Origin of the sequence: Actinomadura sp. 7K507 (assembly GCF_004348425.1) — a bacterium.
Classification (GTDB): domain Bacteria; phylum Actinomycetota; class Actinomycetes; order Streptosporangiales; family Streptosporangiaceae; genus Spirillospora.
The window spans coordinates 1-20,200 of sequence record NZ_SMKK01000177.1 but is presented as its reverse complement, the minus strand read 5'-3'; the positions used below and the strand labels follow the sequence as shown (position 1 = coordinate 20,200).

Annotated in this window: 17 protein-coding genes; 8 read left to right on the top strand and 9 right to left on the bottom strand. The window is 72.9% G+C overall.

What is annotated here, in order from left to right; all coding sequences use genetic code 11:
- Positions 1 to 739 (top strand): toprim domain-containing protein (locus E1285_RS31690; protein ID WP_132158248.1); only part of this gene is annotated, 739 nt, incomplete at its 5' end.
- A gap of 55 nt (positions 740 to 794) precedes the next feature.
- Here E1285_RS31690 and E1285_RS31685 read toward each other — a convergent pair.
- Positions 795 to 2,138, bottom strand: coding sequence for an amidase (locus E1285_RS31685; RefSeq protein ID WP_132158247.1), 1,344 nt, complete (start codon positions 2,136 to 2,138; stop codon positions 795 to 797).
- Positions 2,139 to 2,688: 550 nt separating this feature from the next.
- Here E1285_RS31685 and E1285_RS31680 point away from each other — a divergent pair.
- Entirely contained in the window at positions 2,689 to 5,049 is a 2,361-nt protein-coding gene (locus E1285_RS31680) for a phosphoketolase family protein (RefSeq protein ID WP_132158246.1), read from the top strand.
- A gap of 28 nt (positions 5,050 to 5,077) precedes the next feature.
- Positions 5,078 to 6,145: an acetate/propionate family kinase gene (locus E1285_RS31675; RefSeq protein WP_132158245.1), complete on the top strand. Its 1,068-nt coding sequence runs from the start codon at positions 5,078 to 5,080 to the stop codon at positions 6,143 to 6,145.
- 164 nt (positions 6,146 to 6,309) lie between these two features.
- On the opposite strand, the gene E1285_RS31670 is transcribed toward E1285_RS31675, so the two are convergent.
- From E1285_RS31670 to galE, 8 genes are all read right to left on the bottom strand, one after another.
- Entirely contained in the window at positions 6,310 to 7,167 is an 858-nt protein-coding gene (locus E1285_RS31670; protein ID WP_243723180.1) for an alpha/beta hydrolase, read from the bottom strand.
- A gap of 67 nt (positions 7,168 to 7,234) precedes the next feature.
- On the bottom strand, positions 7,235 to 8,347 hold the full coding sequence (locus tag E1285_RS31665; RefSeq protein ID WP_132158243.1) for an acyl-CoA dehydrogenase family protein: 1,113 nt from the start codon (positions 8,345 to 8,347) through the stop codon (positions 7,235 to 7,237).
- A complete protein-coding gene (locus tag E1285_RS31660) occupies positions 8,344 to 9,552 on the bottom strand; it encodes an acyl-CoA dehydrogenase family protein (protein ID WP_132158242.1) in 1,209 nt (402 codons plus the stop codon). The genes E1285_RS31665 and E1285_RS31660 overlap by 4 nt, the downstream gene beginning before the upstream one ends.
- Before the next feature lie 79 nt (positions 9,553 to 9,631).
- On the bottom strand, positions 9,632 to 10,690 hold the full coding sequence (locus E1285_RS31655; protein WP_132158241.1) for a phosphotransferase family protein: 1,059 nt from the start codon (positions 10,688 to 10,690) through the stop codon (positions 9,632 to 9,634).
- Positions 10,677 to 11,444 (bottom strand): enoyl-CoA hydratase/isomerase family protein, encoded by a 768-nt coding sequence (locus E1285_RS31650; RefSeq protein ID WP_132158240.1) that lies wholly within the window; start codon positions 11,442 to 11,444, stop codon positions 10,677 to 10,679. The genes E1285_RS31655 and E1285_RS31650 overlap by 14 nt, the downstream gene beginning before the upstream one ends.
- Positions 11,445 to 11,513: 69 nt before the next feature.
- Positions 11,514 to 12,224 carry a TetR/AcrR family transcriptional regulator gene (locus tag E1285_RS31645; protein ID WP_132158239.1) on the bottom strand — a complete coding sequence of 237 codons (711 nt, stop codon included), beginning with the start codon at positions 12,222 to 12,224 and terminating at the stop codon, positions 11,514 to 11,516.
- A 4-nt stretch (positions 12,225 to 12,228) separates the two neighbouring features.
- Positions 12,229 to 13,524 carry an acyl-CoA dehydrogenase family protein gene (locus E1285_RS31640; protein ID WP_132158238.1) on the bottom strand — a complete coding sequence of 432 codons (1,296 nt, stop codon included), beginning with the start codon at positions 13,522 to 13,524 and terminating at the stop codon, positions 12,229 to 12,231.
- 151 nt (positions 13,525 to 13,675) lie between these two features.
- Positions 13,676 to 14,680, bottom strand: coding sequence for a UDP-glucose 4-epimerase GalE (gene galE, locus E1285_RS31635; RefSeq protein ID WP_132158237.1), 1,005 nt, complete (start codon positions 14,678 to 14,680; stop codon positions 13,676 to 13,678).
- 325 nt (positions 14,681 to 15,005) lie between these two features.
- On the opposite strand from galE, the gene E1285_RS31630 reads away from it, so the two are divergent.
- The 5 genes from E1285_RS31630 to E1285_RS31610 form a co-directional block, all read left to right on the top strand.
- Entirely contained in the window at positions 15,006 to 15,668 is a 663-nt protein-coding gene (locus E1285_RS31630; protein WP_132158236.1) for a response regulator transcription factor, read from the top strand.
- A gap of 119 nt (positions 15,669 to 15,787) precedes the next feature.
- Entirely contained in the window at positions 15,788 to 17,263 is a 1,476-nt protein-coding gene (locus E1285_RS31625; RefSeq protein ID WP_132158235.1) for a hypothetical protein, read from the top strand.
- A 188-nt stretch (positions 17,264 to 17,451) separates the two neighbouring features.
- Complete coding sequence (locus E1285_RS45850) at positions 17,452 to 18,600, top strand: DegT/DnrJ/EryC1/StrS aminotransferase family protein (RefSeq protein ID WP_165966832.1); 1,149 nt, start codon at positions 17,452 to 17,454, stop codon at positions 18,598 to 18,600.
- Between the two features lie 2 nt (positions 18,601 to 18,602).
- Complete coding sequence (locus E1285_RS45845) at positions 18,603 to 19,769, top strand: polysaccharide biosynthesis protein (RefSeq protein ID WP_165966831.1); 1,167 nt, start codon at positions 18,603 to 18,605, stop codon at positions 19,767 to 19,769.
- Between the two features lie 60 nt (positions 19,770 to 19,829).
- Positions 19,830 to 20,200, top strand: a 371-nt coding sequence (locus E1285_RS31610) for a hypothetical protein (protein ID WP_207946962.1), incomplete at its 3' end; no start/stop codon positions are given.

The following is a 20,200-nucleotide window of genomic DNA, read 5'->3' as shown; positions in this document are numbered from 1 at the left end:
GCTCCTCGACACGTTCCGGGGCCGGGCGATGTTCGCGATCCGGACGGCGGACGGAGCCGTCGCGGGCTTCATCGGCCGCCGCCGTGACGGTGCCCCGGGTCCCAAGTACCTGAACGGCCCCGACACGTCCCTCTTCCACAAGGGCGAACTGCTCTACGGCCTGCACGAGGCCCGCGACCGGCTGGCGGTCGGCGCGCGACCGGTGATCGTGGAGGGGCCGCTGGACGCGATCGCGGTGACCGTCGCGGGTCCCGCCGAGTACGCGGCCGTGGCGACCTGCGGACTCGCGCTCACCACGTCGCAACTCGATGCGCTGGGAAGGGTCGCCGACCTGGACGAGACCGGTGTCGTCCTCGCGCTGGACGGCGACCCGGCCGGACGGTCGGGCGCCGTCCGGACGTGGGAGAGACTCGCCGGAATCGGCGGCCCGCTCGACACCGCGTGCCTGCCCACCGGACACGACCCCGCCGGGCTGCTGCGAACCGAAGGCCGCACCGCCGTCTTGCAGGCCCTCCGCACGCGGAGACCCCTGATGGACGAGGTCGTGGACGCCGCCGTCGGGCGGGCGGGCGGCGCGCTCGCCGCACCGGAGGAGCGCGTCACCGCTCTGCGCGCCGCGTCCAGGATCATCGCGGCACGCCCGCCGCAGTCCGCCCGCCAGGTCGTCCGCCTCGCGACCCGGATGGACATGCCGGCCGCGCTCGTCACCGAGGTCCTGGTCGACACGGTGAGCCCGTGACCGTCACCCGGCCCCGTATCCCAACCCCGTCACCCGGCCGTGTCACCCGGCCACGTCACCCGGCCATGTCACCCCGAAGGCGTTCCGCCGCCTCGAAGAGGAGCGATTCGGCGCCGGGACGGGTGACCAGCTGCGCACCGACCGGCAGGCCGTGGACGGTCCCGGCGGGGATGCTCAGCGCGGGCAGGCCCAGCACGTTCCAGGGGCACGTGAGGCTCACCAGCGCCGGGACGTGCGGCCCGAACGGCCCCTCGATCTCGCCGATCTTCGGGGCGGTGATCGGGAGGGTGGGCAGCGCCAGGTAGTCGTAGCGGTCCAGGAGCCCGGCGACCTCGCGCGCGAATCGTTCCCTCTCACGGACGGCGCGGAGGTAGCGCCAGCCGGGCGTCCGGCCCGCGTGCTCCAGGCGTTCCAGCGTCGGCGGCTGGTAGCGGCCGGGTGCCCGCGCGACTCGCTCGGCGTGCACGTCGTAGGCCTCGGCGTCCTGGATCGCCCGGAAGACCCGCCGGATTTCGAGCAGGTCGATCCGCTCGGACGGCGCGTCCGGGAAGAGCGCCCGGACCGCTCGCTCCACGTCGGGGTCGATCACGGGCGCTTCGATCACGGTCGGTTCGATCCACGCGACCCGCCGTTCGCGCGGCGCGCTCCCGTCCACCGGCGAAGGCACGGGCGACGGCGACGGCGACGGCTCGGACGGGCCGGACGGGCCGGTCAGCGCGCGGTAGGCGATGCGGCAGTCGTCCGCGGACCCGGCGAGGACGCCGACGTGGTCGAACGACACCGACAGCGGGAACACGCCGCCGGTCGGGATGGCGCCGTACTGCGGCTTGAACCCCGCGATGCCGCAGAACGCGGCGGGGATGCGCACCGACCCGCCCGTGTCCGTGCCGAGCGCGAGCGGGACCATCCCGGCGGCGACGGCGACGGCGCTGCCGCTGCTGGAGCCGCCCGACATCCGCTCCCGGTCGTGCGGGTTGCGGACAGGTCCGTTCACCGACACGTCGCCGCTGCCGCCGTAGGCGAACTCGTGCGTTCCGGTCTTGCCGACGATCACCGCGCCGGCGTGGCGCAGCATCGTCACGCAGATCGCGTCGGTCTCGGCCACATGCCCGTGGAAGTGCGCCGATCCCATGCCGGTCGGCAGGCCCGCGACGTCGATGATGTCCTTCACCGCGACCGGGACGCCGTGCAGCGGCCCCCGGTCGACGCCGGACGCGAGTTCCTCGTCCGCCCTTCTGGCGGCGGCCTCCGCGCCCTCCGGGTCGAGGGTCACGAAGGCGTTCAGATCCGGGTCGACCGACTCCAGCGCCCGCGCCAGCAGTCCGGTCGCCGACTCCTCCCCTGAACGCAGGCCACGCCCGATCTCGGCCAGCGTCCGCCCGGTGAAGAACCCGCCCATACCGCTCCCATCCGCTCAGCCTTCCTGGTCTGCGTAGCATGGCAGAGCACCGTCGCCTCCCCGCCGGGACCATGGACGCCGTTCGCCAGGCCTGGGCACCGTCCGCCAAGCCCGGCGTCGCCTGTCGCACTCCGTCGTAACCTCATCGCTTAGCGTTAACCGTTCGTCGCAGATGCGCGACCGCTGGTCGACCGCACTCCCGGACGCGTGAACCTACTTGCGAGTAGGCGGCAGGCTTCAACGCACCCAATGGAGACGCTCCCGCCGGTTCGCTGGGGGGCGGGGCGGAACCGCACCGGCGCTTCCGGACGCGGCGGCCGCCCCTGTAACCGGGTGAGGTCCACTTCCAGGTGGGGGGACAAGGCCACGGCGGGCCCGCACCCGCCGTGGCCTTGCTGATGTCACGGCTCGCGTCACGGTGCGTAGTGGTCACGCGATCCCTTCGCCTGCGGGCCTTCGGTGATGGTTGGGAAAGCCGATCTCGGGGACGTGCTCCTCTCAGAGAGGCACCGACAGCCCTGAGAGGAACCGAAGGGACAAGGGACGCGCCATGACCGAGTCCGTCGCCATCACCGACGACGAAGTACGGCAGATCGACGCGTACTGGAGGGCGGCCAACTACCTCTCCGTGGGGCAGATCTACCTCCTGGACAACCCGCTGCTCCGGGAGCCGCTCGAACGGGGTCACATCAAGCCGCGTCTGCTCGGCCACTGGGGCACCTCCCCCGGCCTGAACTTCTGCTACACGCACCTCAACCGGACGATCAAGGCGCGCGACCTCGACATGATCTACATCATGGGCCCGGGGCACGGCGGCCCGGCGGCCGTCGCGAACGCCTGGCTGGAGGGCACCTACAGCGAGATCTATCCGGACGTGTCGCTGGACGAGCAGGGCATGCGGCGGCTGTTCCGGCAGTTCTCGTTCCCGGGCGGCATCCCCAGCCATGTGGCGCCGGAGACTCCGGGCTCGATCCACGAGGGCGGGGAACTGGGATACTCGCTGGCCCACGCGTACGGGGCGGCGTTCGACAACCCGGGCCTGGTCGTCGCGTGCATCGTCGGGGACGGGGAGGCGGAGACCGGGCCGCTGGCGGCGAGCTGGCACTCCAACAAGTTCCTTGATCCGGTGAAGGACGGGGCGGTCCTGCCGATCCTGCACCTGAACGGCTACAAGATCGCGAATCCGTCGTTCCTCGCGCGCATCCCCGAGCAGGAACTCGTCCAGTTGCTCGACGGCTACGGATACCAGCCCCTCCTGGTGAGCGGGGACGAGCCCGCGTCCATGCACCGCAAGATGGCCGCCGCGCTCGACCAGGCCCTGAGCGAGATCGCCGACATCCAGCGCGGCGCCCGCGAGGAGCTGGCCGCCGGGCGGCGGCGCTGGCCCATGATCGTCCTGCGGTCCCCCAAGGGCTGGACGGGCCCGGAGGACGTTGACGGGAAGCCGGTGGAGAACACGTGGCGCTCCCACCAGGTCCCGCTCGCCGGAGTGCGGGACAACCCGGAACACCTCGCGCAACTGGAGGAATGGCTGCGCTCGTACCGTCCGGACGAGCTGTTCGACGACGCGGGGCGACCCGTCGCGGAGCTGCTGGACGCGGCGCCCGGAGGCGAGCGGCGGATGAGCGCGAACCCGCACGCCAACGGCGGGCTGCTGCTGAAGCCGCTGGTCCTGCCCGACTTCCGCGACTACGCCGTCCCGGTGGACAAGCCGGGCACGACGACCGCCGAGGCCACCCAGACGTTCGGGACGTTCCTGCGCGACGTCGTGAAGGCCAACCCGTCCAACTTCCGCGTCATGGGCGCGGACGAGACCGCGTCCAACCGGCTCGGGGCCGTGTTCGAGGCGACCGACCGCGTCTTCCAGGGCGAGCTGCTCCCGACCGACGAGCACCAGGGGCCGTCCGGCCAGGTCATGGAGGTGCTGAGCGAGCATCTGTGCCAGGGCTGGCTGGAGGGCTACCTCCTCACCGGGCGGCACGGGCTGTTCAACAGCTACGAGGCGTTCATCCACATCGTCGACGCGATGTTCAACCAGCACGCCAAATGGCTGAAGGTCACCCGGGACCTGCCGTGGCGGGCGCCGATCGCGTCACTGAACTACCTGCTGTCGTCGCACGTGTGGCGGCAGGACCACAACGGCTTCACCCACCAGGACCCCGGCTTCCTCGACGTCGTCCTGAACAAGAAACCGGAGATCGTCCGGGTCTACCTGCCACCGGACGCGAACACGCTGCTGTCGGTCGGCGACCATTGCCTGCGGTCCCGCGACTACGTCAACGTGGTCGTGGCCGGCAAGCAGCCCGCGCTGAACTGGCTGCCGATGGACGAGGCGGTCGCGCACTGCACCCGCGGCATCGGCATCTGGGAATGGGCGTCCACGGAAGGCGGCGCGGACCCCGACGTCGTGCTCGCCTGCGCGGGCGACGTCCCGACCCTGGAGACGCTCGCCGCCGCCGACCTGCTGCGGCGGCTGTTCCCCGAATTGCGCGTCCGGGTCGTGAACGTCGTGGACCTCATGCGGCTCCAGCCGGACAGCGAGCACCCCCACGGGATGCCGGACCGCGACTTCGACGCCCTGTTCACCACCGACAAGCCCGTCATCTTCGCTTTCCACGGCTACCCGTACCTCGTCCACCGGCTCACCTACCGCCGCGCCGGGCACCCCAACCTGCACGTACGCGGCTACAAGGAGGAGGGCACGACGACCACGCCGTTCGACATGGTCATGCTGAACGACCTGGACCGCTACCACCTCGTCATGGACGTCATCGAACGCGTCCCGTCGCTCGGCGGGCGCGTCGCCCACATCCGGCAGCGGATGGCCGACCAGCGCCTCGCGTCGCGCGCCTACACCCGCGAGCACGGCGAGGACGCACCGGAGGTCCGCGACTGGACGTGGCCGTACTGAGGAGGTCGCCGTACTGAGGAGGTCGCCGATGCGGGTACTCACGGTCAACCCGGGGTCGAGCAGCCTGAAGGTGAGCCTGCTCGACCTCGACGACACCGTCCTCGCCGTGGAATCGGGGACGGGCCACGAGTTGGCGCCGATGGTCACCGACATGCCGGAGCCCGACGCGATCGGCGTACGGTTCGTCCACGGCGGCACCGACTTCAGCGGCCCCGTGCTCATCGACGCCGAGGTCACCGAACGGCTGCACGACCTCGCCGACCTGGCCCCACTGCACCAGCCGGCGTCGCTGCACGCGCTGTCGGAGATCACCGGCGCGCTGCCCGGCGTCCCCGCGGTCGCCTGCTTCGACACCTCGTTCCACACCACCCTGCCGGACGCCGCCGCCACCTACGCGCTCCCCCAGGAGTGGCGGCGCCGTTTCGGGCTGCGCCGCTTCGGCTTCCACGGGCTGTCGTTCGGCTACGCCGTCCGCCGCACCGGCGAGCTTCTCGGCGGGGTCCCGGGCCGGACGGTCGTCTGCCACCTCGGCTCCGGTGCGTCCCTCTGCGCCGTCGCCGAGGGCCGCTCGGTCGACACCACGATGGGGTTCACGCCGCTGGAAGGGCTCGTCATGGCGTCCCGGGCCGGGAGCATCGACCCCGGAATCCCGCTGTGGCTGATCAAGCACGGGCTGACCGCGCAGGACGTCAACGCCGCGCTGGAGAGCGACTCGGGGCTGCGCGGCCTCACCGGCACCGGCGACATGCGCCGCGTCCGCGAACTCGCCGAAGAGCGGGACGTGAACGCGCTGGCCGCCCTCGACGTCTACCACCACCGGCTCCGCGCCTGCGCCGCCGCCATGACCGCGTCCCTGGGCGGACTCGACGCCTTGGTCTTCACCGGCGGCGTCGGCGAGCACGACCCGTCCGTCCGCATGCGCCTGGCCGAGGACCTCGCCTACCTCGGCGTCTCCGTCGACCCCGACCGCAACACGGCGGCGGACGGCGACACTGACATCACCGCGGGAGACGCGTCCGTCCGCACACTGGTGATCGAGGCCCGCGAGGACCTGGAGATAGCCGCCGACACCCGCCAGGCCCTCACCCGCGCCTGAGACCGACTACGTAAAACCCTCACTGGGCCAGCCGCGCCCACGTCACCTTCCCGCCGTCGGCCGGCGTCCCAATTCGCCCGTTGGTCATGGCCGCCTGCACCCGCGAGGGCGCTGTGCAGGCGGCCTTCAGCTTGGGCTCGTCCGCCGGACGCGGCTGAAACTCGTCACGCGGTGGTGTCCAGGGTCTCGCGCAGTTTGCGGGCGAACGCCTCGGGCTGGCCGGCGTAGCCGAACTCGCCGTCGAGGAAGCCGCCGTGGTGGCTCGGGAACACCGTCGCCTTCTGGCCCAGCAGTTCGGCCGTGGCGACCGCGGTGCGTGCGGTGAAGGCGTCCCCGGTCTCCTCGCCCACCGCGATCACGATCCGGGTCGGCGACCTGGTGAGCGCGTCGGCGTCGAGACGGTGGTCGCTGATCGCCCAGGACCGGTCGGAGAGCAGCGGGTCGTCACGGGAGCCGTCGTCGTCGGCCGGCATTCCGTACGAGGCGGGGTCCGGTGCGGGCTGGGCGAAGTAGTCGTCGGTGAACTCGCCCTCCCAGGCTGTCATCGCGATGAAGGCCGCCATGCCGGCGCCCCAGCCCCGGGCCAGGTAGGCGTCCCGGAAGCCGGCTCGGGCGCGCTCGGCGGCTCCGGCGTCGGGGAGCACCGCGATGACGGGAGGCTCGTGGGCCACCAGGGTCGTCACGTCGCCGGGGTGGGCCGTCACGAGTGCGAGCGCGGTCACGGCGCCGCCGCTGCTCGCGAACATCTCGACCGGGCCCGCGCCTACCGCCTCGATCACGGCGTGCACGTCGGCGGCCTGGGTCTCGGGGGTGTGGTCGACCCGGCCGTCCTTGCGGACGCTGCGGCCGAGGCCGCGCGGGTCGTAGGTGACCACGGTGCGGTCGGGGAAGTGGGACGCCAGCGCGCGGAAGCCGGTGGCGTCCATGGGCTGGCCGATCATCATCAGCGGCGGGCGTCCGCCCGCGGGCGGCAGCGGGCCTTGGACGTCGTAGGCGATGTCCGCCTCGGAGGTCTCGAGCATGTGTGTGTTCATGTCCGTGTTCATGCCTGTATGGACCACGTCCGGGGCGAGAACTCATCGTGATCCGTCACGGCATTTCCAGGTGGTCGGCCAGGCGGGCGCGGTGGCGGCCGGGCGGGCCGAGGAGGAGTTCGCTGCTCTTGGCGCGCTTGTAGTACAGGTGCGCGTCGTGCTCCCACGTGTAGCCGATGCCGCCGTGGTACTGGACCATGCCCGTGGCCGTCTCGAAGAACGCCGGGCCGATGTAGGTCTGTGCGAGGGAGGCGGCCATCGGCAGGCCCGGACGGTCGTGGTCGGCGGTCCACGCGGCGGCGCGCAGCACCGACACCGCCTGCTCCCAGGCGCTGTACATGTCGGCGCAGCCGTGCTTGACGGCCTGGTAGGAGCCGATCGCGCGGCCGAACTGCATCCGCGCCTTCGCGTACTCGACGGTCAGCTCCATCGCCCGCTCCATCCCGCCGACCTGCTCGGCGGCCAGCGACACCGCGGCGAGGTCGACGACGGTCTCCAGCGCGGCGCCCGGGTCCGACGCCGCCAGCGGGCGGGCGGGCGTGCCGGCGAAGCTGAGCTTGGCGAAGCGGCGGGTCGGGTCCAGGCCGGTCAGCACGGTGCGGGTGAGGCCGACCGCGTTGCCTTCGACGGCGAACCAGGAGGGGCCGGACGTCGTGCGGGCGTAGACGAGCACCAGGTCGGCCGAGTCGCCCGCGAGGACGGGTGTCTTGACGCCGTCCAGCCGCCATGTGCCGTCGTGCCCGGTGGCGGTGGTCGCCCCTCCCGTCAGGTCCCACGCGCCGCCCTCGGTCACGGCGACCGTGCCCACCAGTTCGCCCGCGGCCAGCCTCGGCAGCAGCGCGGCGCGGGCGGGGTCGTCCTCGTCGAGGGCGAGCAGGGCGTCGGTCGCGAGCACCGCCGAGGCCAGGAACGGCGACGGGGTGAGCACGCGGCCGAGTTCCTCCATCACGATGGCGCGCTCCACGTGGCCCGCGCCGGAGCCGCCCAGGTCTTCCGGGACGACCAGGCCCAGGGCGCCGAGGTCGCCGAGCGTCCGCCACAGGTCGGGGTCGTGGCCCAGCTCCGATTCCATGACCTCGCGGACCTTCGCGGACGGTGACCGGTCCGCCAGGACCTTCCGGACGGTGGCGCGCAGTTCTTCCTGCTCGGAGTCCAGTACGAGTTTCATCGGCCGTCCTCCTCGCGCTGTGTGCCGACCTTGAGTTCGCGGAACGGGACGTCCCGGTCCACCTGCGGTTCCTTGGGCAGGCCGAGGATGCGTTCGCCGATGATGCTGCGCTGGATCTCGTTGGTGCCGCCGGCGATCGCGGACCCGGGCGCCGCGTTGATGCCGAGCGCCAGATCGTCGCCGCGGGCGTCGCCGGGGTCCCAGGCCACCGCGTTCGCGCCCGCCAGCTCGCCGGCCAGCGCGATCGCGCGGCGCAGCTGGACCGCGCCGGCCAGCTTGGCGACCGAGCCGCGCGCCCCCGGCGGGCGGCCCGCGGCGGCCTCCTGCCGCATCCGCGCGTTGAGCAGGTCGAGGGCCCGCTCGTGCGCGTACAGCTCGGCGAGGCGCTCGCGCTGTGCGGGGACGTCCGTGACGCCTTCGCGGCGGGCCAGGTCGAGCAGCGCGGCGAAGGTGAGTGCGCTGTTGCGGGAGGGACGCGACCCGCCGATCGACACCCGCTCGTGCCCGAGCATGGTCACCGCCGCGCGCCAGCCGCCGCCGACCTCGCCGATCACGGCGTCGCCGGGGATGCGCACGTCGTCGAAGTACACCTCGTTGAACGGCGCCCTCCCGGACATGTCCTTCAGCGGGCGGACGGTCACACCGGGGGCGTGCATGTCGACGATGAACATGGTGATCCCGGCGTGCTTGGGGACGTCGGGGTCGGTGCGGGCCAGCAGGGCGCCGAAGTCGGCCCACTGGGCGTTGGTCGTCCACACCTTCTGGCCGTTCACCACCCAGGAGTCCCCGTCGCGGACGGCGCGGGCCTGGAGGCTCGCCACGTCCGATCCGGCGCCCGGCTCGGAGAACAGCTGGCACCAGATGTCGTCGCCGCGCAGCAGGCCGCGCAGGTGGCGCTCCTTCTGCTCGGGCGTTCCGAGGTCGACGAGGGTGGGCCCGCACATGCCGAGCCCGACGATGAACGGGTAGGTCGGGAGATCGAACTCGGCGGCCTCCTCGGCGAAGATCTGCTGCTCGGCGGTGCCGAGGCCCTGGCCGCCGGCCTCCTTCGGCCAGGTGATCCCGGCGTACCCGGCGTCGTACAGCGCGGCCTGGAACTCCTTGGCGCGGCGCAGTTGCTCCTCGGGCGCCGCGTCCGGGTCCGGGTCGGGCGCGTGGGCGCGCAGCCACGCGCGGACACCGGCCCGGTAGTCCTGTGCGGTCATCGGATGTTCCTTTCCGGTCGGTCGTCCCTGTGCTTGGTCTTGGCGTGCTCGGTCGTGGCTTGCTCGGTCATGTCGCGCATCACGGCGCCAGTCCCCGGAGGGCGTCGCGGGCGGTCTCGGCCAGGCGGATCTCCTGGTCGGCGCGGGCCTGAGCCTGCTCGCGGTAGCCGTCATCGGCCATGTGCCCGGCCGCGTAGCGTGCACGCACGCCCACACCGATGCAGGCCGAGCGCCACTGGGCGAACGCGACCCAGTACGGGACGTCCGACACGTCGCGGGACGACTGCCGCGCGTACCGCTCGACGAGGTCCTTCCTGGACGGGAAGCCGGGCACGGCGGTCGCGCCGTGGGTGCCGACCGGCTCGGAATCGCCCGGTTCCTGCCAGGTCGCCACCAGGTAGCCGACGTCGGCCAGCGGATCGCCCGAGGTCGCCAGCTCCCAGTCGAAGACGGCGCGGACGGTGCCGTCCGGGCCGAAGGCGAGGTTCCCCGGACGGTAGTCGCCGTGGACGATCCCGGTCCGCTGCGCCGGGACGTGCGCGGCGAGCAGGTCGTGCACCTCGTCGAGCAGGCCGAGATGCGCGACCTCCGACTGGCGGATCTGCCGGTGCCAGCGCCGTAGCTGCCGTTCGGCGTAACCGGTGGAGCGCACCATCGCGTCGAGTCCCCGGTCGTACGGGTCGAGCGCGTGCAGCGCGACGAGCACCTCGACGAGGCTCTCGCCCGCCCGTGCCCGCGCCGCCGGCTCCAGGCGCGCCGCGTCGGCGGCGTCGGCGAGGACGAGCCCGTCCACGAAGCCCATCACGTAGAAGGGGGCGCCGGCGACGCCGGTGTCGTCGCAGAAGGCCAGCGGCGGTGCCACGGGGACGCCGGTGCCCGCCATCGCCGAGACGAACCGCCATTCCCGCTCCATGTCGTGCGCGGTCTGCAGGATGCCGCCCATCGGCGGGCGGCGCAGCGCGTACGCGGCGCCGGCGGCGTCGGTGACCCGGTAGGTGAGGTTGGACCGGCCGCCCGAGACCAGCGCGAACTCGACCGGAGCCACCAGCCCGTCGACGTTCGCGGCGAGCCACCGCCCCACCCGGTCCCGGTCGATCCCCGGCAGCGGAGGTCCGCCGGGCTGCTCAGCGGCCGACATAGCGCGGCTCCCGCTTCTCCAGGAAGGACCGGACGCCTTCACGGTGGTCCTCGGTGGTGAACAGTTCGCCGAGCGTGGTACTCACCCAGGCGCCGAGGTCGTTCCAGTCGGGGTCGAGGGCGCGCCGGAGGCCGCGTTTCAGGGCGGCGACCGCCAGCGGAGGGTTGGCCGCGATCCGGTGGGCCAGTTCCAGCGCCTCCGGGAGCAGCCGGTCGTCGTCGACGACGCGTCCGACCAGGCCGATGCGCTCGGCGCGTTCGGCGTCGATCACCTCGCCGGTGAACAGCAGCTCGGCCGCGCGCTCGCGGCCGACGAGCTGGGCCAGCCGGCCGATGCCCGCGACATCGCTGCAGAGCCCGCGCTTGACGAACAGCTCGCCGAACTTCGCGCGGCGTGCCGCGACCCGCAGGTCGGCCAGGAGCGCCAGCTCCATGCCCCAGCCGACCGCGGGACCGTTGACGGCGGCGATCACCGGGACGTCGGTGTCGAGCAGCGCACCGGCGGCAGGGGTGATCCGGGGCTCGGGCCGAGGCGCCTCGCCGTCCGCTCCGCCGCTCATCAGCTCGCGGACGTCGTCGCCGGAACAGAAGGACCGGCCCTCGCCGGTCACGACCAGCGCCCGCGCCTCCGTCGTGCGCACCAGCTCGGTCAGCTCGTCATAGGTCTGCCGGCGCAGCGCGTTGTGCACCTGCGGCCGGTCGAGGGTCACGATGCCGACATGCCCGTCGGTCTCGTACCTCACGTCCCGCTCCATATGGCCTCCTGCTGTCATGACCCCGTTTTTATGATGGCCCCGCTTTTCGGTGAAACCGCAAGATTTCCTTTACGAACGTTCGGTCAGGTCTGGCTGGCGGGTGGGACGAGCGGCCACCATGTCGAGCGCGAGCCGCCGGTAGTTCCGTGCGATCTCGGCCCGGCCGAGCGGGCCGTCGGGCGAGAACCAGGCGGCCACGCCGGTGCACATGACGACGATCGCCCGGGACGCCTCCAGTGGGATCGGCGTGCTGAAGACGCCCAGCTCGGCGCCCCGCGTGATCACACCGTCGAACAGCCGCTGCTGCTGGTGGCGCTTGGCGATGTGCCGGCCGCGCACTGGCTCGTCCAGCGCGCGCAGCTCGCTGGTGCCCAGCATGGTGCCGCGCTGGTCCTGGAGGTGGAACAGCACGTGCGTCTCGACGAGCGTGCCGAGCCCGGCCGCCGGCTCGTCGCCGGCCTCGGCGAGCGCCGCGCGGCTGGCCCGGAGCAGGGTCTCGATCCCCCGCTCCATGATCGTCGCCAGGACCTCCTGCTTGGACTCGAAGTGGTAGTAGAGCGCGGCGGGGCTGATTCCCGCGCGCATCGCGATGTCCCGGACGGAGGTGCCGTGGTAGCCGTGCTCGGTCATCACGGCGATCGCGGCGCGCAGGATCCCGTTCTCGCCCGGCCCCTGCCTGGGACCGGGCTCCTGCCGCCCGGGGGTGGGCTTCTGCCGCCCGGGGGCGGGCTCCGGCCCGGCCCCCTCGGGCGTCTCGGGCATCTCGACCGACTCCCGCACGGCCTCAGCCCTTCAGGTCCTTCCCGCCCGCTGTCTTGTCGGAGGCCGCGGCCTTGTTCGGGCCCGCGAAGCGGAACAGGTAGCCGGCGACCTTGCGCATCTGGATCTCCTCGGCCCCCTCGGTGATCCGGTACCGGCGGTGGTGGCGGTAGATGTGCTCGAACGGGGTGTGCCGGGAGTAGCCGAGGCCGCCGTGCACCTGCATCGCGCGGTCGGCGGCCTCGCAGACGAAGCGGTTGGCGCGGTAGTTGCACATCGAGACCCGGTCGCTGATCCGCATGTGCGGCAGCCGGTCCAGCTCCCAAGCCGTCTTGCGGATCAGGCCGCGCAGCATCTCGGCCTCGGTCTGCAGCTCGACCAGCGGCCACTGGATCGCCTGCCGCGTCGCCAGCGGCCGGCCGAACGTCACGCGCTCGCGGGCGTACCCGACGCTGCGGTCCACGCAGTACTGCCCGGCGCCGAGGCCGGAGGCCGCCTGCCGGATCCGGTTCTCGTGGACGAACGTCTGCGCCACGGCCAGGCCCTCGCCCTCCGCGCCGAAGATCGCCGAGTCCGGCACCCGCACGTCCCGGATGGTCACCTCGGCGTGGTCGGTGGGCATGTTGAACGTCCACCAGTGGAAGTCGACCGAGAAGCCGGGCGATTCGGTCGGGACGAAGAACGCGGTGATCCCCCTGGCGTCGCCGTCCTCGCCGCTCGTCCGGGCGAAGACCACGTCGTGGGTGGCCGAGTGCATCCCGGAGTTGAACCGCTTGGCGCCGTTGATGATCCAGTCGCCGCCGTCGCGGACCGCGGTGGTCTCCATCCAGGTCGCGTCGCTGCCGTGCTCGGGCTCGGTGAGACCGAAGCCGATCCGCTTCTCACCGGTCAGCATCGGCTCCAGGTACTCCTGCTTCTGCTCCGGCGTCCCGTACTCCGTCAGCATGTGGACGAACGGGAAGTTCCCGACGACGGACGCCTCGTTCTGCAGGTCGTTGTGCAGGCCGAGCCCCTTGTGCGCCAGGTGCTCGCGGATCACCGCCATGTCGAGGTTCGTCCCGGCGGAGCCGCCGACCTCCTCGGGCAGCCCGTAGCGCAGCCAGCCCGCCCTGTCGGCGCGCCGGAACATCTCGCCGAGCAGTTCCTCCCACTCGGGGCGGGGCACCCCGCCGTTCTCGAAGTCGGTGCGCGCGTACTCGCGGCGGTGGTCGAAGAAGCGCTCGTTGTCGTCCTGCGCCTGGAGCGGCGCGATCTCCCGCTCGATGAACGCGTCCAGCTCCGCGAGCCGCCGGGTCAGCTCCTCCGGAAGGTGGAAATCCACAAAATCTCCTTAACCTTTGTTCAGCCAGCGTGTTCGGCCAGCATCGCACCGAACGTCGGCCCGGAGGAAGAGGGAGACCGGATGGTGGACGCGTTCGGTCCCCCGGCGGGTCGATGGCGCCGGGGGGACCGAACCGGTCGGAGGCTCCGCGTTACGCGACGTCCAGGGCGCGGCGGCGCTCGGCCCACTGGAGGGAGTGCCGGATGGCGTCCTCGATGGTGTACTCGGGTTTCCAGCCGAGCAGGTCCTTGGCCTTCACCGGGTCGACGAAGGCGCCGACGACGTCGCCGGGGCGGGCGGGGGCCTCCTCGGCCTCGAAGCCGTCGCCGACCACCTCGCGGAAGGCGTCGACGAGTTCCCGGACGGTGGTGCCGTCGCCCGTGCCGAGGTTGATGACCTGGTAGCCGGGGCGGCTGCCCAGCGGCGGGACGATCGAGTCGAAGCGGAGCGCGGCCTCGTAGAAGGCACGGGCGATGTCCCAGACGTGGATGTAGTCGCGGATCGCGGTGCCGTCGCGGGTCTCCCAGTCCACCCCGGTGATCTTGAAGGGGACGCCGAGCTCATGGCACTCGATCATCTTGCCCAGCGCGTGCGTGGGCTTGCTGCTCTGCAGGCCGGTCCGCATCTGCGGGTCGGCGCCGATCGGGTTGAGGTAGCGCAGCGAGATGACGCGCAGCCCGTTGGCGCTGGTGAGGTCCTCCAGGAGGAGCTCGGCCATCATCTTCGAGCGGGTGTACGGGTTCTGCGGCTCCAGGACGGACGTCTCTGAGACCGACAGGTCCGCCTCGGGCCGGTACATCCCGGCGGTCGACGCGAAGATCATCCGGTCGCAGCCGTTGCGGACGAGGTGGCCGGCGAGGTCGAGGGTCTTGCTGAGGTTGACCCGGTAGTAGCGCAGCGGGTCGGTCATCGAGTCGGGCACCACGATCAGCGCGGCGCAGTGGACGGTCGCGATGATGTCCGGATGGTTCCGGAAGATCTCGTCCACCAGAGCGCCGTCGCCGATGTCGCCCCGGTAGAAGATCCTGCCGCCGGTGAACTCCGGCCGGCCGGTGACCAGGCTGTCCAGCACCACGGGCGTCACCCCGCGTTCGGCGAAGGCGGAGGCGATGGTGCTGCCGATGAACCCGGCTCCCCCTGTGATCAGGACTTTCATGTGGCATCCCCTGATAGCCAGTGCGTCCCCTGAATCGGTCACGCACAGAATCAGCAGGCAATCGCGAGCGGTCAACGCCACTCACACCACGTGACCGGCTCCGGACGCCGGTGAACCTCCGTCGCCGGCGAGGCGTCCGCGCACGAGTTCTCTCCCGGCCGCCACCAGCGAAGATCTCGGAGCGTGGCGTCGCGGCAAACGGACGTCCGAAACGAGAGCCGAACGAACCGGGGCCGAACGAGCCGGAGCAGAACCGAGCACTGCGCCCGGACAAGTACAGCGTTTGCGGGATCCGCCGGGCGCGGGCAGCGGTCATCGTCGGTGGATGCAACCGATCCGCGTCCTCATCGTGGACGACCACGCGCTCTTCGCCGAGGCCCTCGCCGCCCGGCTGGGGCGGGAGCCCGACCTGGTGATCCTGCCGATCGCCGACGACGTGCGGCGCGCGCTCGCGCTGACCGCCACCGAGCGCCCGCAGGTGCTCGTCCTCGACCTGATGCTCGGCGCCGAGAGCGGCCTGGACGTCCTGGACCAGGTCCGTGAGTCGCATCCGGGCGTCCGGGTGGTCGTGCTGACCGCGATGAGCGACCTGGACGCGCTGGTGCAGGCGGTCCGGCGCGGCGCCGTGGGCTGGCTGGAGAAGACCGAGAGCGCCGACCTGGTCGCCCAGGTGATCCGGTCGGCGGCCCGGCGGGGCGGCTGGATCCCGCCGGACGTGCTGGGCGAGGTCCTGCGCCGCCTCATGCGCGACGACGGGAACCCCGACGGCGGAGCGCGGCTGCTCGCGGAGCTGACGCCGCGCGAGCGGGAGGTCCTGCAGTGCATGGTCGACGGGCTCGGCCGCGCGGAGATCGCGGAACGGCTGGGGCTGTCGGCCAACACCGTCCGGACCCACACGCAGAACCTGCTGGCCAAGCTCGACGTGCACTCCGCGCTGGAGGCGATCACCCTCGCCATGCGCGCCGGCATGCGCCCCTCGAACCCCTGAACCCGCCCCGAACCCTGAACCGGCTGGTGCAAACGGCGTAGGCGGGGGTCGTCTTTTGGGTGATTGCTCCGGTGAAGGCCCTTCTTACGCTCGCCGTGACGAGGCCGAAGGGGTGGGTCGTGGAGATCGACGAAGTCGCGGCGCGGGTGTTCCGCAGCTACTGGGCGGTCCTGCTGGTCATGACGGTCCTCCCGGTGACGCTGGTGGCGCTCCTGATGGCCGGGCAGGAACCGCCGTCGGTGGCCGAGTCGCGGCTGCAGGCGTCCGGCGAGGCGACGGACGCGGGGAGCGGGGACGCGAGCGCGAGCATCGTGGTCAGCAAGGTCAAGGCCTTCGCGACCAGCGACACCCTGCTGCGCGACGTGCTGCGGCGGCAGGGGGTCGACCGGTCGGCGCGGAAGGTCGCGAAGGCGGTCGAGGTGTCCGGGCTCGGGACGTCCACGGTCGTGGAGCTGTCGGTGAAGGACACCGACCCGGTCGTGGCGCGGAAGCTGGCGGACGCGATCGGGGCCGAGGTCGTCAGGGAGATCAACGAGTCCAACCAGAGCGCGATCAGGCAGCGGATGGACGAGATCGACGAACGCTCCCGGGAGCTGGTGGAGAAGCTCGGGCCGCTGGCGCGGGAGGCGGGCGGCCCGGCCCCCGACATCGCGGCGGCGAACGAGCGGGAGCGGGTGCAGTCGGAGCTGGCGGACCTGCGGTCGAACCGCTCGGATCTGCTGACGCAGCTCACCTCGGCGGGGACGGCGTCGGTGGTGCAGCCCGCGGTGCTCGCCCCGGAGTCCGACCCGATCATCATGATGTCGGCGATCGCGGGGCTGGTCGGGCTGGTCGGCGGGATCCTGATCGCGGTCGTGGCCGAGATGCTGCGGCCCACGATCCCGGGCCAGCGGCGGGTCGCGCGGCGGCTCGACGTGCCGCTGCTCGGCTGGGCCGACAAGGGGCCCTCGCAGCTCGCCGACCTCGGCCGCCGGGTGCGGCTGGCGGCGAAGAAGGAGGACGTCGGACGGGTCGCGCTGGTCGGCGCACCCGGGCCGCTGTCCGCCGAGCTGGTGTCGTCGGTGGCATCGGCGGTGTACGGCGACGAGACGCGGCCCGCCCCGGCCAGGCCGGGACAACCCCGGGCGGGCGCTTCAGCACAGGAGAGGCCTGACGACCCCGGCCGGTCCGGGCCCGGCCGGTCCGAGCAGGTGCACGGCAAGCCCGGCGAGAGCCACGCGGACGGCAATGCGCCGTCCCTCAACAGCGGCGGGACCGGCGGCGCGAAGAGCACGTCGGTGGTCCGCGCCGGCGGCGGCGGCGCCGCGGTCATCGCGAAGAAGCCGGCCGAGGTCTCCCCGACGGAGGTCACCCAGCCGGTCCCGGTCCGCCGCGTGTGCCACGTGCACGCGTTCGAGGACATCGACCCGGGCGCGGACGACACGGTCGGCGTGGTCGTGGTGGTCGGGCGGGTGACGACCGTGTCGGGGCTGGAGACGGTCCGCGACCTGGTCGCCGCGTCCGGCTGGCCGCTGCTCGGCGTCGTCGCCACGTCCGGCAAGGCGCCGTCGCGCACCGGCACGACCGGCTCACGCAGGTCCGCCAAAGCCCGCTAGACCGACGGACCCGCTGGCCCGCCAGACCGACAGCGCTTGCCAGACCGACAGGACCCACCAGACCGCCAAGGCCCACCAGACCGCCAAGGCCCACCAGACCGCCAAGGCCCACCAGATCACCAAGGCCCGCCGAACCGGCGAGGCCCGCCCGATCTCCGCCGAGGCCCGCTAGATCAAGGAGAAGCCAGATGAGTTCAGCCGTTCCGTTCTGCGTCCCGCCGCTCACCGACGGGGTGCCGGAGGCGGTCGCCAAGGTGCTCGACTCCCGATGGCTCACCACGGGCCCGGAGACCGCCGCCTTCGAGCAGGAGTTCGCCGACTACCTCGGCGCCGCGCACGTCGTCGCGGTCGCCTCGTGCACGAGTGCGCTGGAGCTGAGCCTGCGCGCGATGGACCTGCCGCCGGGGTCGCCGGTCCTGACGCCGAGCCTGACGTTCTGCGGCGCGATCAACGCGATCCTGCACGCGGGGCACCGTCCCGTCCTGGTCGACATCGACGAGGAGACGCTGGTGCCGAGCCCGGCGACGGTCGCCGCGGCGGCGGCGCGGGTGAAGCCCGCCGCGATGGTCACCCAGAACCAGAGCGGCTACCCGGTGGACGTCCCGGCCCTCGCCGCGGCCGCCGGCCTCGACCGGACGAGAGTGGTGGAGGACACCGCGCACGGACCGGGCGCGGCGCGCGGCGGCGCCCCGGTCGGGTCGTCCTCGCACGCGGCGTGCTTCTCCTTCTACGCGACGAAGAACATGCCGATCGGCGAGGGCGGCGCGGTCGCGACGAGCGACGAGGAGTTCGCCGACCGGGTCCGGTCGATGCGGCTGCACGGGATGAGCAAGGACTCGTGGAAGCGGTACCTGCCGGGCGGGAGCTGGCGGTACGACGTGAAGGCCATCGGGCTGAAGGCGAACATGACCGACGCCCAGGCCACGATCGGCCGCGCCCAGATCCGCTCGCTGCCGGGCTGGCAGGAGGCCCGCGCGGAACTCGTCGCCCGCTACGACGAGGCGCTGGCCGGGGTGCCCGGGGTCGTGCTCCCGCAGCGCGCCGGCCTCGACGGCGTCCAGCACGCCTGGCACCTCTACCAGGTGCGCGTCCCGGACCGCGACGAGGTCGGCGACGCGATGCAGGCGGCGGGCGTCGGGACGTCCGTCCACTTCATCCCGGCGAACCAGCTGACCGCCTACCGGCAGATCCTCGGCGAGGAGGAATGCGGGCGGCTGCCCGTGACCGACCGGGTCGCCGAGGAGCTGCTGTCGCTGCCGCTGTATCCGGGACTGACGGCGGACGGGCAGGCCAAGGTCGTCGCCGCCCTCACCGAGGCACTGCGGACCCGGAGCTGACCGTGCGCTGGTTCCCGCCGCACCGGCCCCGCCAAGCCGCCGCGCCCGCCGCGGCCGCACCGGCCGATCCGCCCGCCGATCCGTTCGCGCTGCTGCTCGACCGGGACGAGATCGTCCTCGCCGGGCAGCGCGGGCGGCGTCTCCTGCGCGGCAGGCGGGTGCTCGTGACCGGGGCGTGCGGGACGGTCGGCGGCGCGCTGTGCCGGCTGGTCTGGCGCCTCGAACCGGCGGCGCTGTGCCTCGTCGACAAGGACGGGCGCGGGCTCGAACGCCTCGCCTGCGAACTGGCCGCCGAGCCGGGCGGCGGCCGCGTCACCCTCGCCGAGGCCGACGTGCGGGACGCGGAACGGGTCGACGGCGTCATCGCGGACGCGCGGCCCGAGCTGCTCTTCCACGCGGCAGGCCTGTACCGGCTGTCCGCGGTCGAGGACGATCCCTGCCGGGGCGTCGCCGGCAACGTGCTCGGCGCCCGGTACGTCGTCGACGGCGCGGTGCGGCACGGGGTGCGCCGGCTCGTGCTCGTCTCGTCCGACCGGGCGGCGGAGCCGACGTCGGTGCTGGGCGCGACGATGCGGCTCGGGGAGCTGCTGCTGCAGACGGCGACGGGCGGCCCGACGTGCTTCGCGGCCGTCCGCGTCGGCGACGTCATCGGCGGGCCGCGCGCGCCGCTCGGCCCGCTCGGGCCGCCCGCGCACCGGATCGCCGCCGGCGAGGTCATCACGATCACGCATCCGGAGGCCGCGCGGCACGTCCTGACGGTGACGGAGGCGGCGGGCCTGCTGATCGAGGCCGCGGCGCTGGCGGAGGAGGCGGAGACGTTCGCCCTCGACATGGGCCGTCCCGTCCCGGTGCTGGACCTCGTGCAGCGGTACGCCGCGCAGCTCCGCTCGCCCGCGGTGACGATCAGGTTCAGCGGGCTCGGGCCCGGCGAGAAGCTCGCCGAGAAGGCGTTCGCCGACTCCGAGCGGCGCATCCGCACCGCTCACCCGAAGATCTGGGGGACCCGGCCGGTGCCGCCGCCCGCCGGGCTGCCGCGGCTGCTCGACGAGCTCGCCGAGGCGGCCGAGTCGGGCGACGCGGCCGGGGTCCGGCTGCTGCTGCGCCGGCTGCTGCCGGAGTACCGCCCGGCCCGGCGCCCCCTCCCGGCCTGCGGGGTGCTCCATGAGTAGAGGTGGCCCGTGGTCGGAGGTGGCCCGTGGTCGGAGGTGGCACGTGATCAGAGGTGAGCCGTGAGTACAGGCAGGAAACTGAGAGTCGCGCAGGTGATCACCCGCTTCAACGGCGGCGGTGGCCGGGTCGCGCTGAACGGGGCGATGGCGCTGCCGGACGGCACGTACGAGCGGGCGATCGTCACCGGCGGCGTCGGCATGGACAGCGAGCCCTCCGCCGGCCGCCCGGCCACGGGACGCGGCACCGTGCTCTACGGCGACGAGGCCGTCGCGAACGCCGCCGCCGGGGACCTCACGCCCGCGGCGCACCGCGCCGGGATGGAGGTCGTCCAGGTGGGGCCGCTGGTGCCGCAGATCTCGCCGCGCGACGACCTCGCCGCGCTGTCCACCCTCACCAGGGTGCTGGCGGAGGGCCGGTACGACGTCGTCCA

Bases quoted from the DNA above. Each gene is read 5' to 3' on its own strand.
- E1285_RS31685 (WP_132158247.1), bottom strand. From the start codon at position 2,138: ATGGGCGGGTTCTTCACCGGGCGGACGCTGGCCGAGATCGGGCGTGGC.
- E1285_RS31680 (WP_132158246.1), top strand. From the start codon at position 2,689: ATGACCGAGTCCGTCGCCATCACCGACGACGAAGTACGGCAGATCGAC.
- E1285_RS31675 (WP_132158245.1), top strand. From the start codon at position 5,078: ATGCGGGTACTCACGGTCAACCCGGGGTCGAGCAGCCTGAAGGTGAGC.
- E1285_RS31670 (WP_243723180.1), bottom strand. From the start codon at position 7,167: ATGCTCGAGACCTCCGAGGCGGACATCGCCTACGACGTCCAAGGCCCG.
- E1285_RS31665 (WP_132158243.1), bottom strand. From the start codon at position 8,347: ATGAAACTCGTACTGGACTCCGAGCAGGAAGAACTGCGCGCCACCGTC.
- E1285_RS31660 (WP_132158242.1), bottom strand. From the start codon at position 9,552: ATGACCGCACAGGACTACCGGGCCGGTGTCCGCGCGTGGCTGCGCGCC.
- E1285_RS31655 (WP_132158241.1), bottom strand. From the start codon at position 10,690: ATGTCGGCCGCTGAGCAGCCCGGCGGACCTCCGCTGCCGGGGATCGAC.
- E1285_RS31650 (WP_132158240.1), bottom strand. From the start codon at position 11,444: ATGGAGCGGGACGTGAGGTACGAGACCGACGGGCATGTCGGCATCGTG.
- galE (WP_132158237.1), bottom strand. From the start codon at position 14,680: ATGAAAGTCCTGATCACAGGGGGAGCCGGGTTCATCGGCAGCACCATC.
- E1285_RS31630 (WP_132158236.1), top strand. From the start codon at position 15,006: ATGCAACCGATCCGCGTCCTCATCGTGGACGACCACGCGCTCTTCGCC.
- E1285_RS45850 (WP_165966832.1), top strand. From the start codon at position 17,452: ATGAGTTCAGCCGTTCCGTTCTGCGTCCCGCCGCTCACCGACGGGGTG.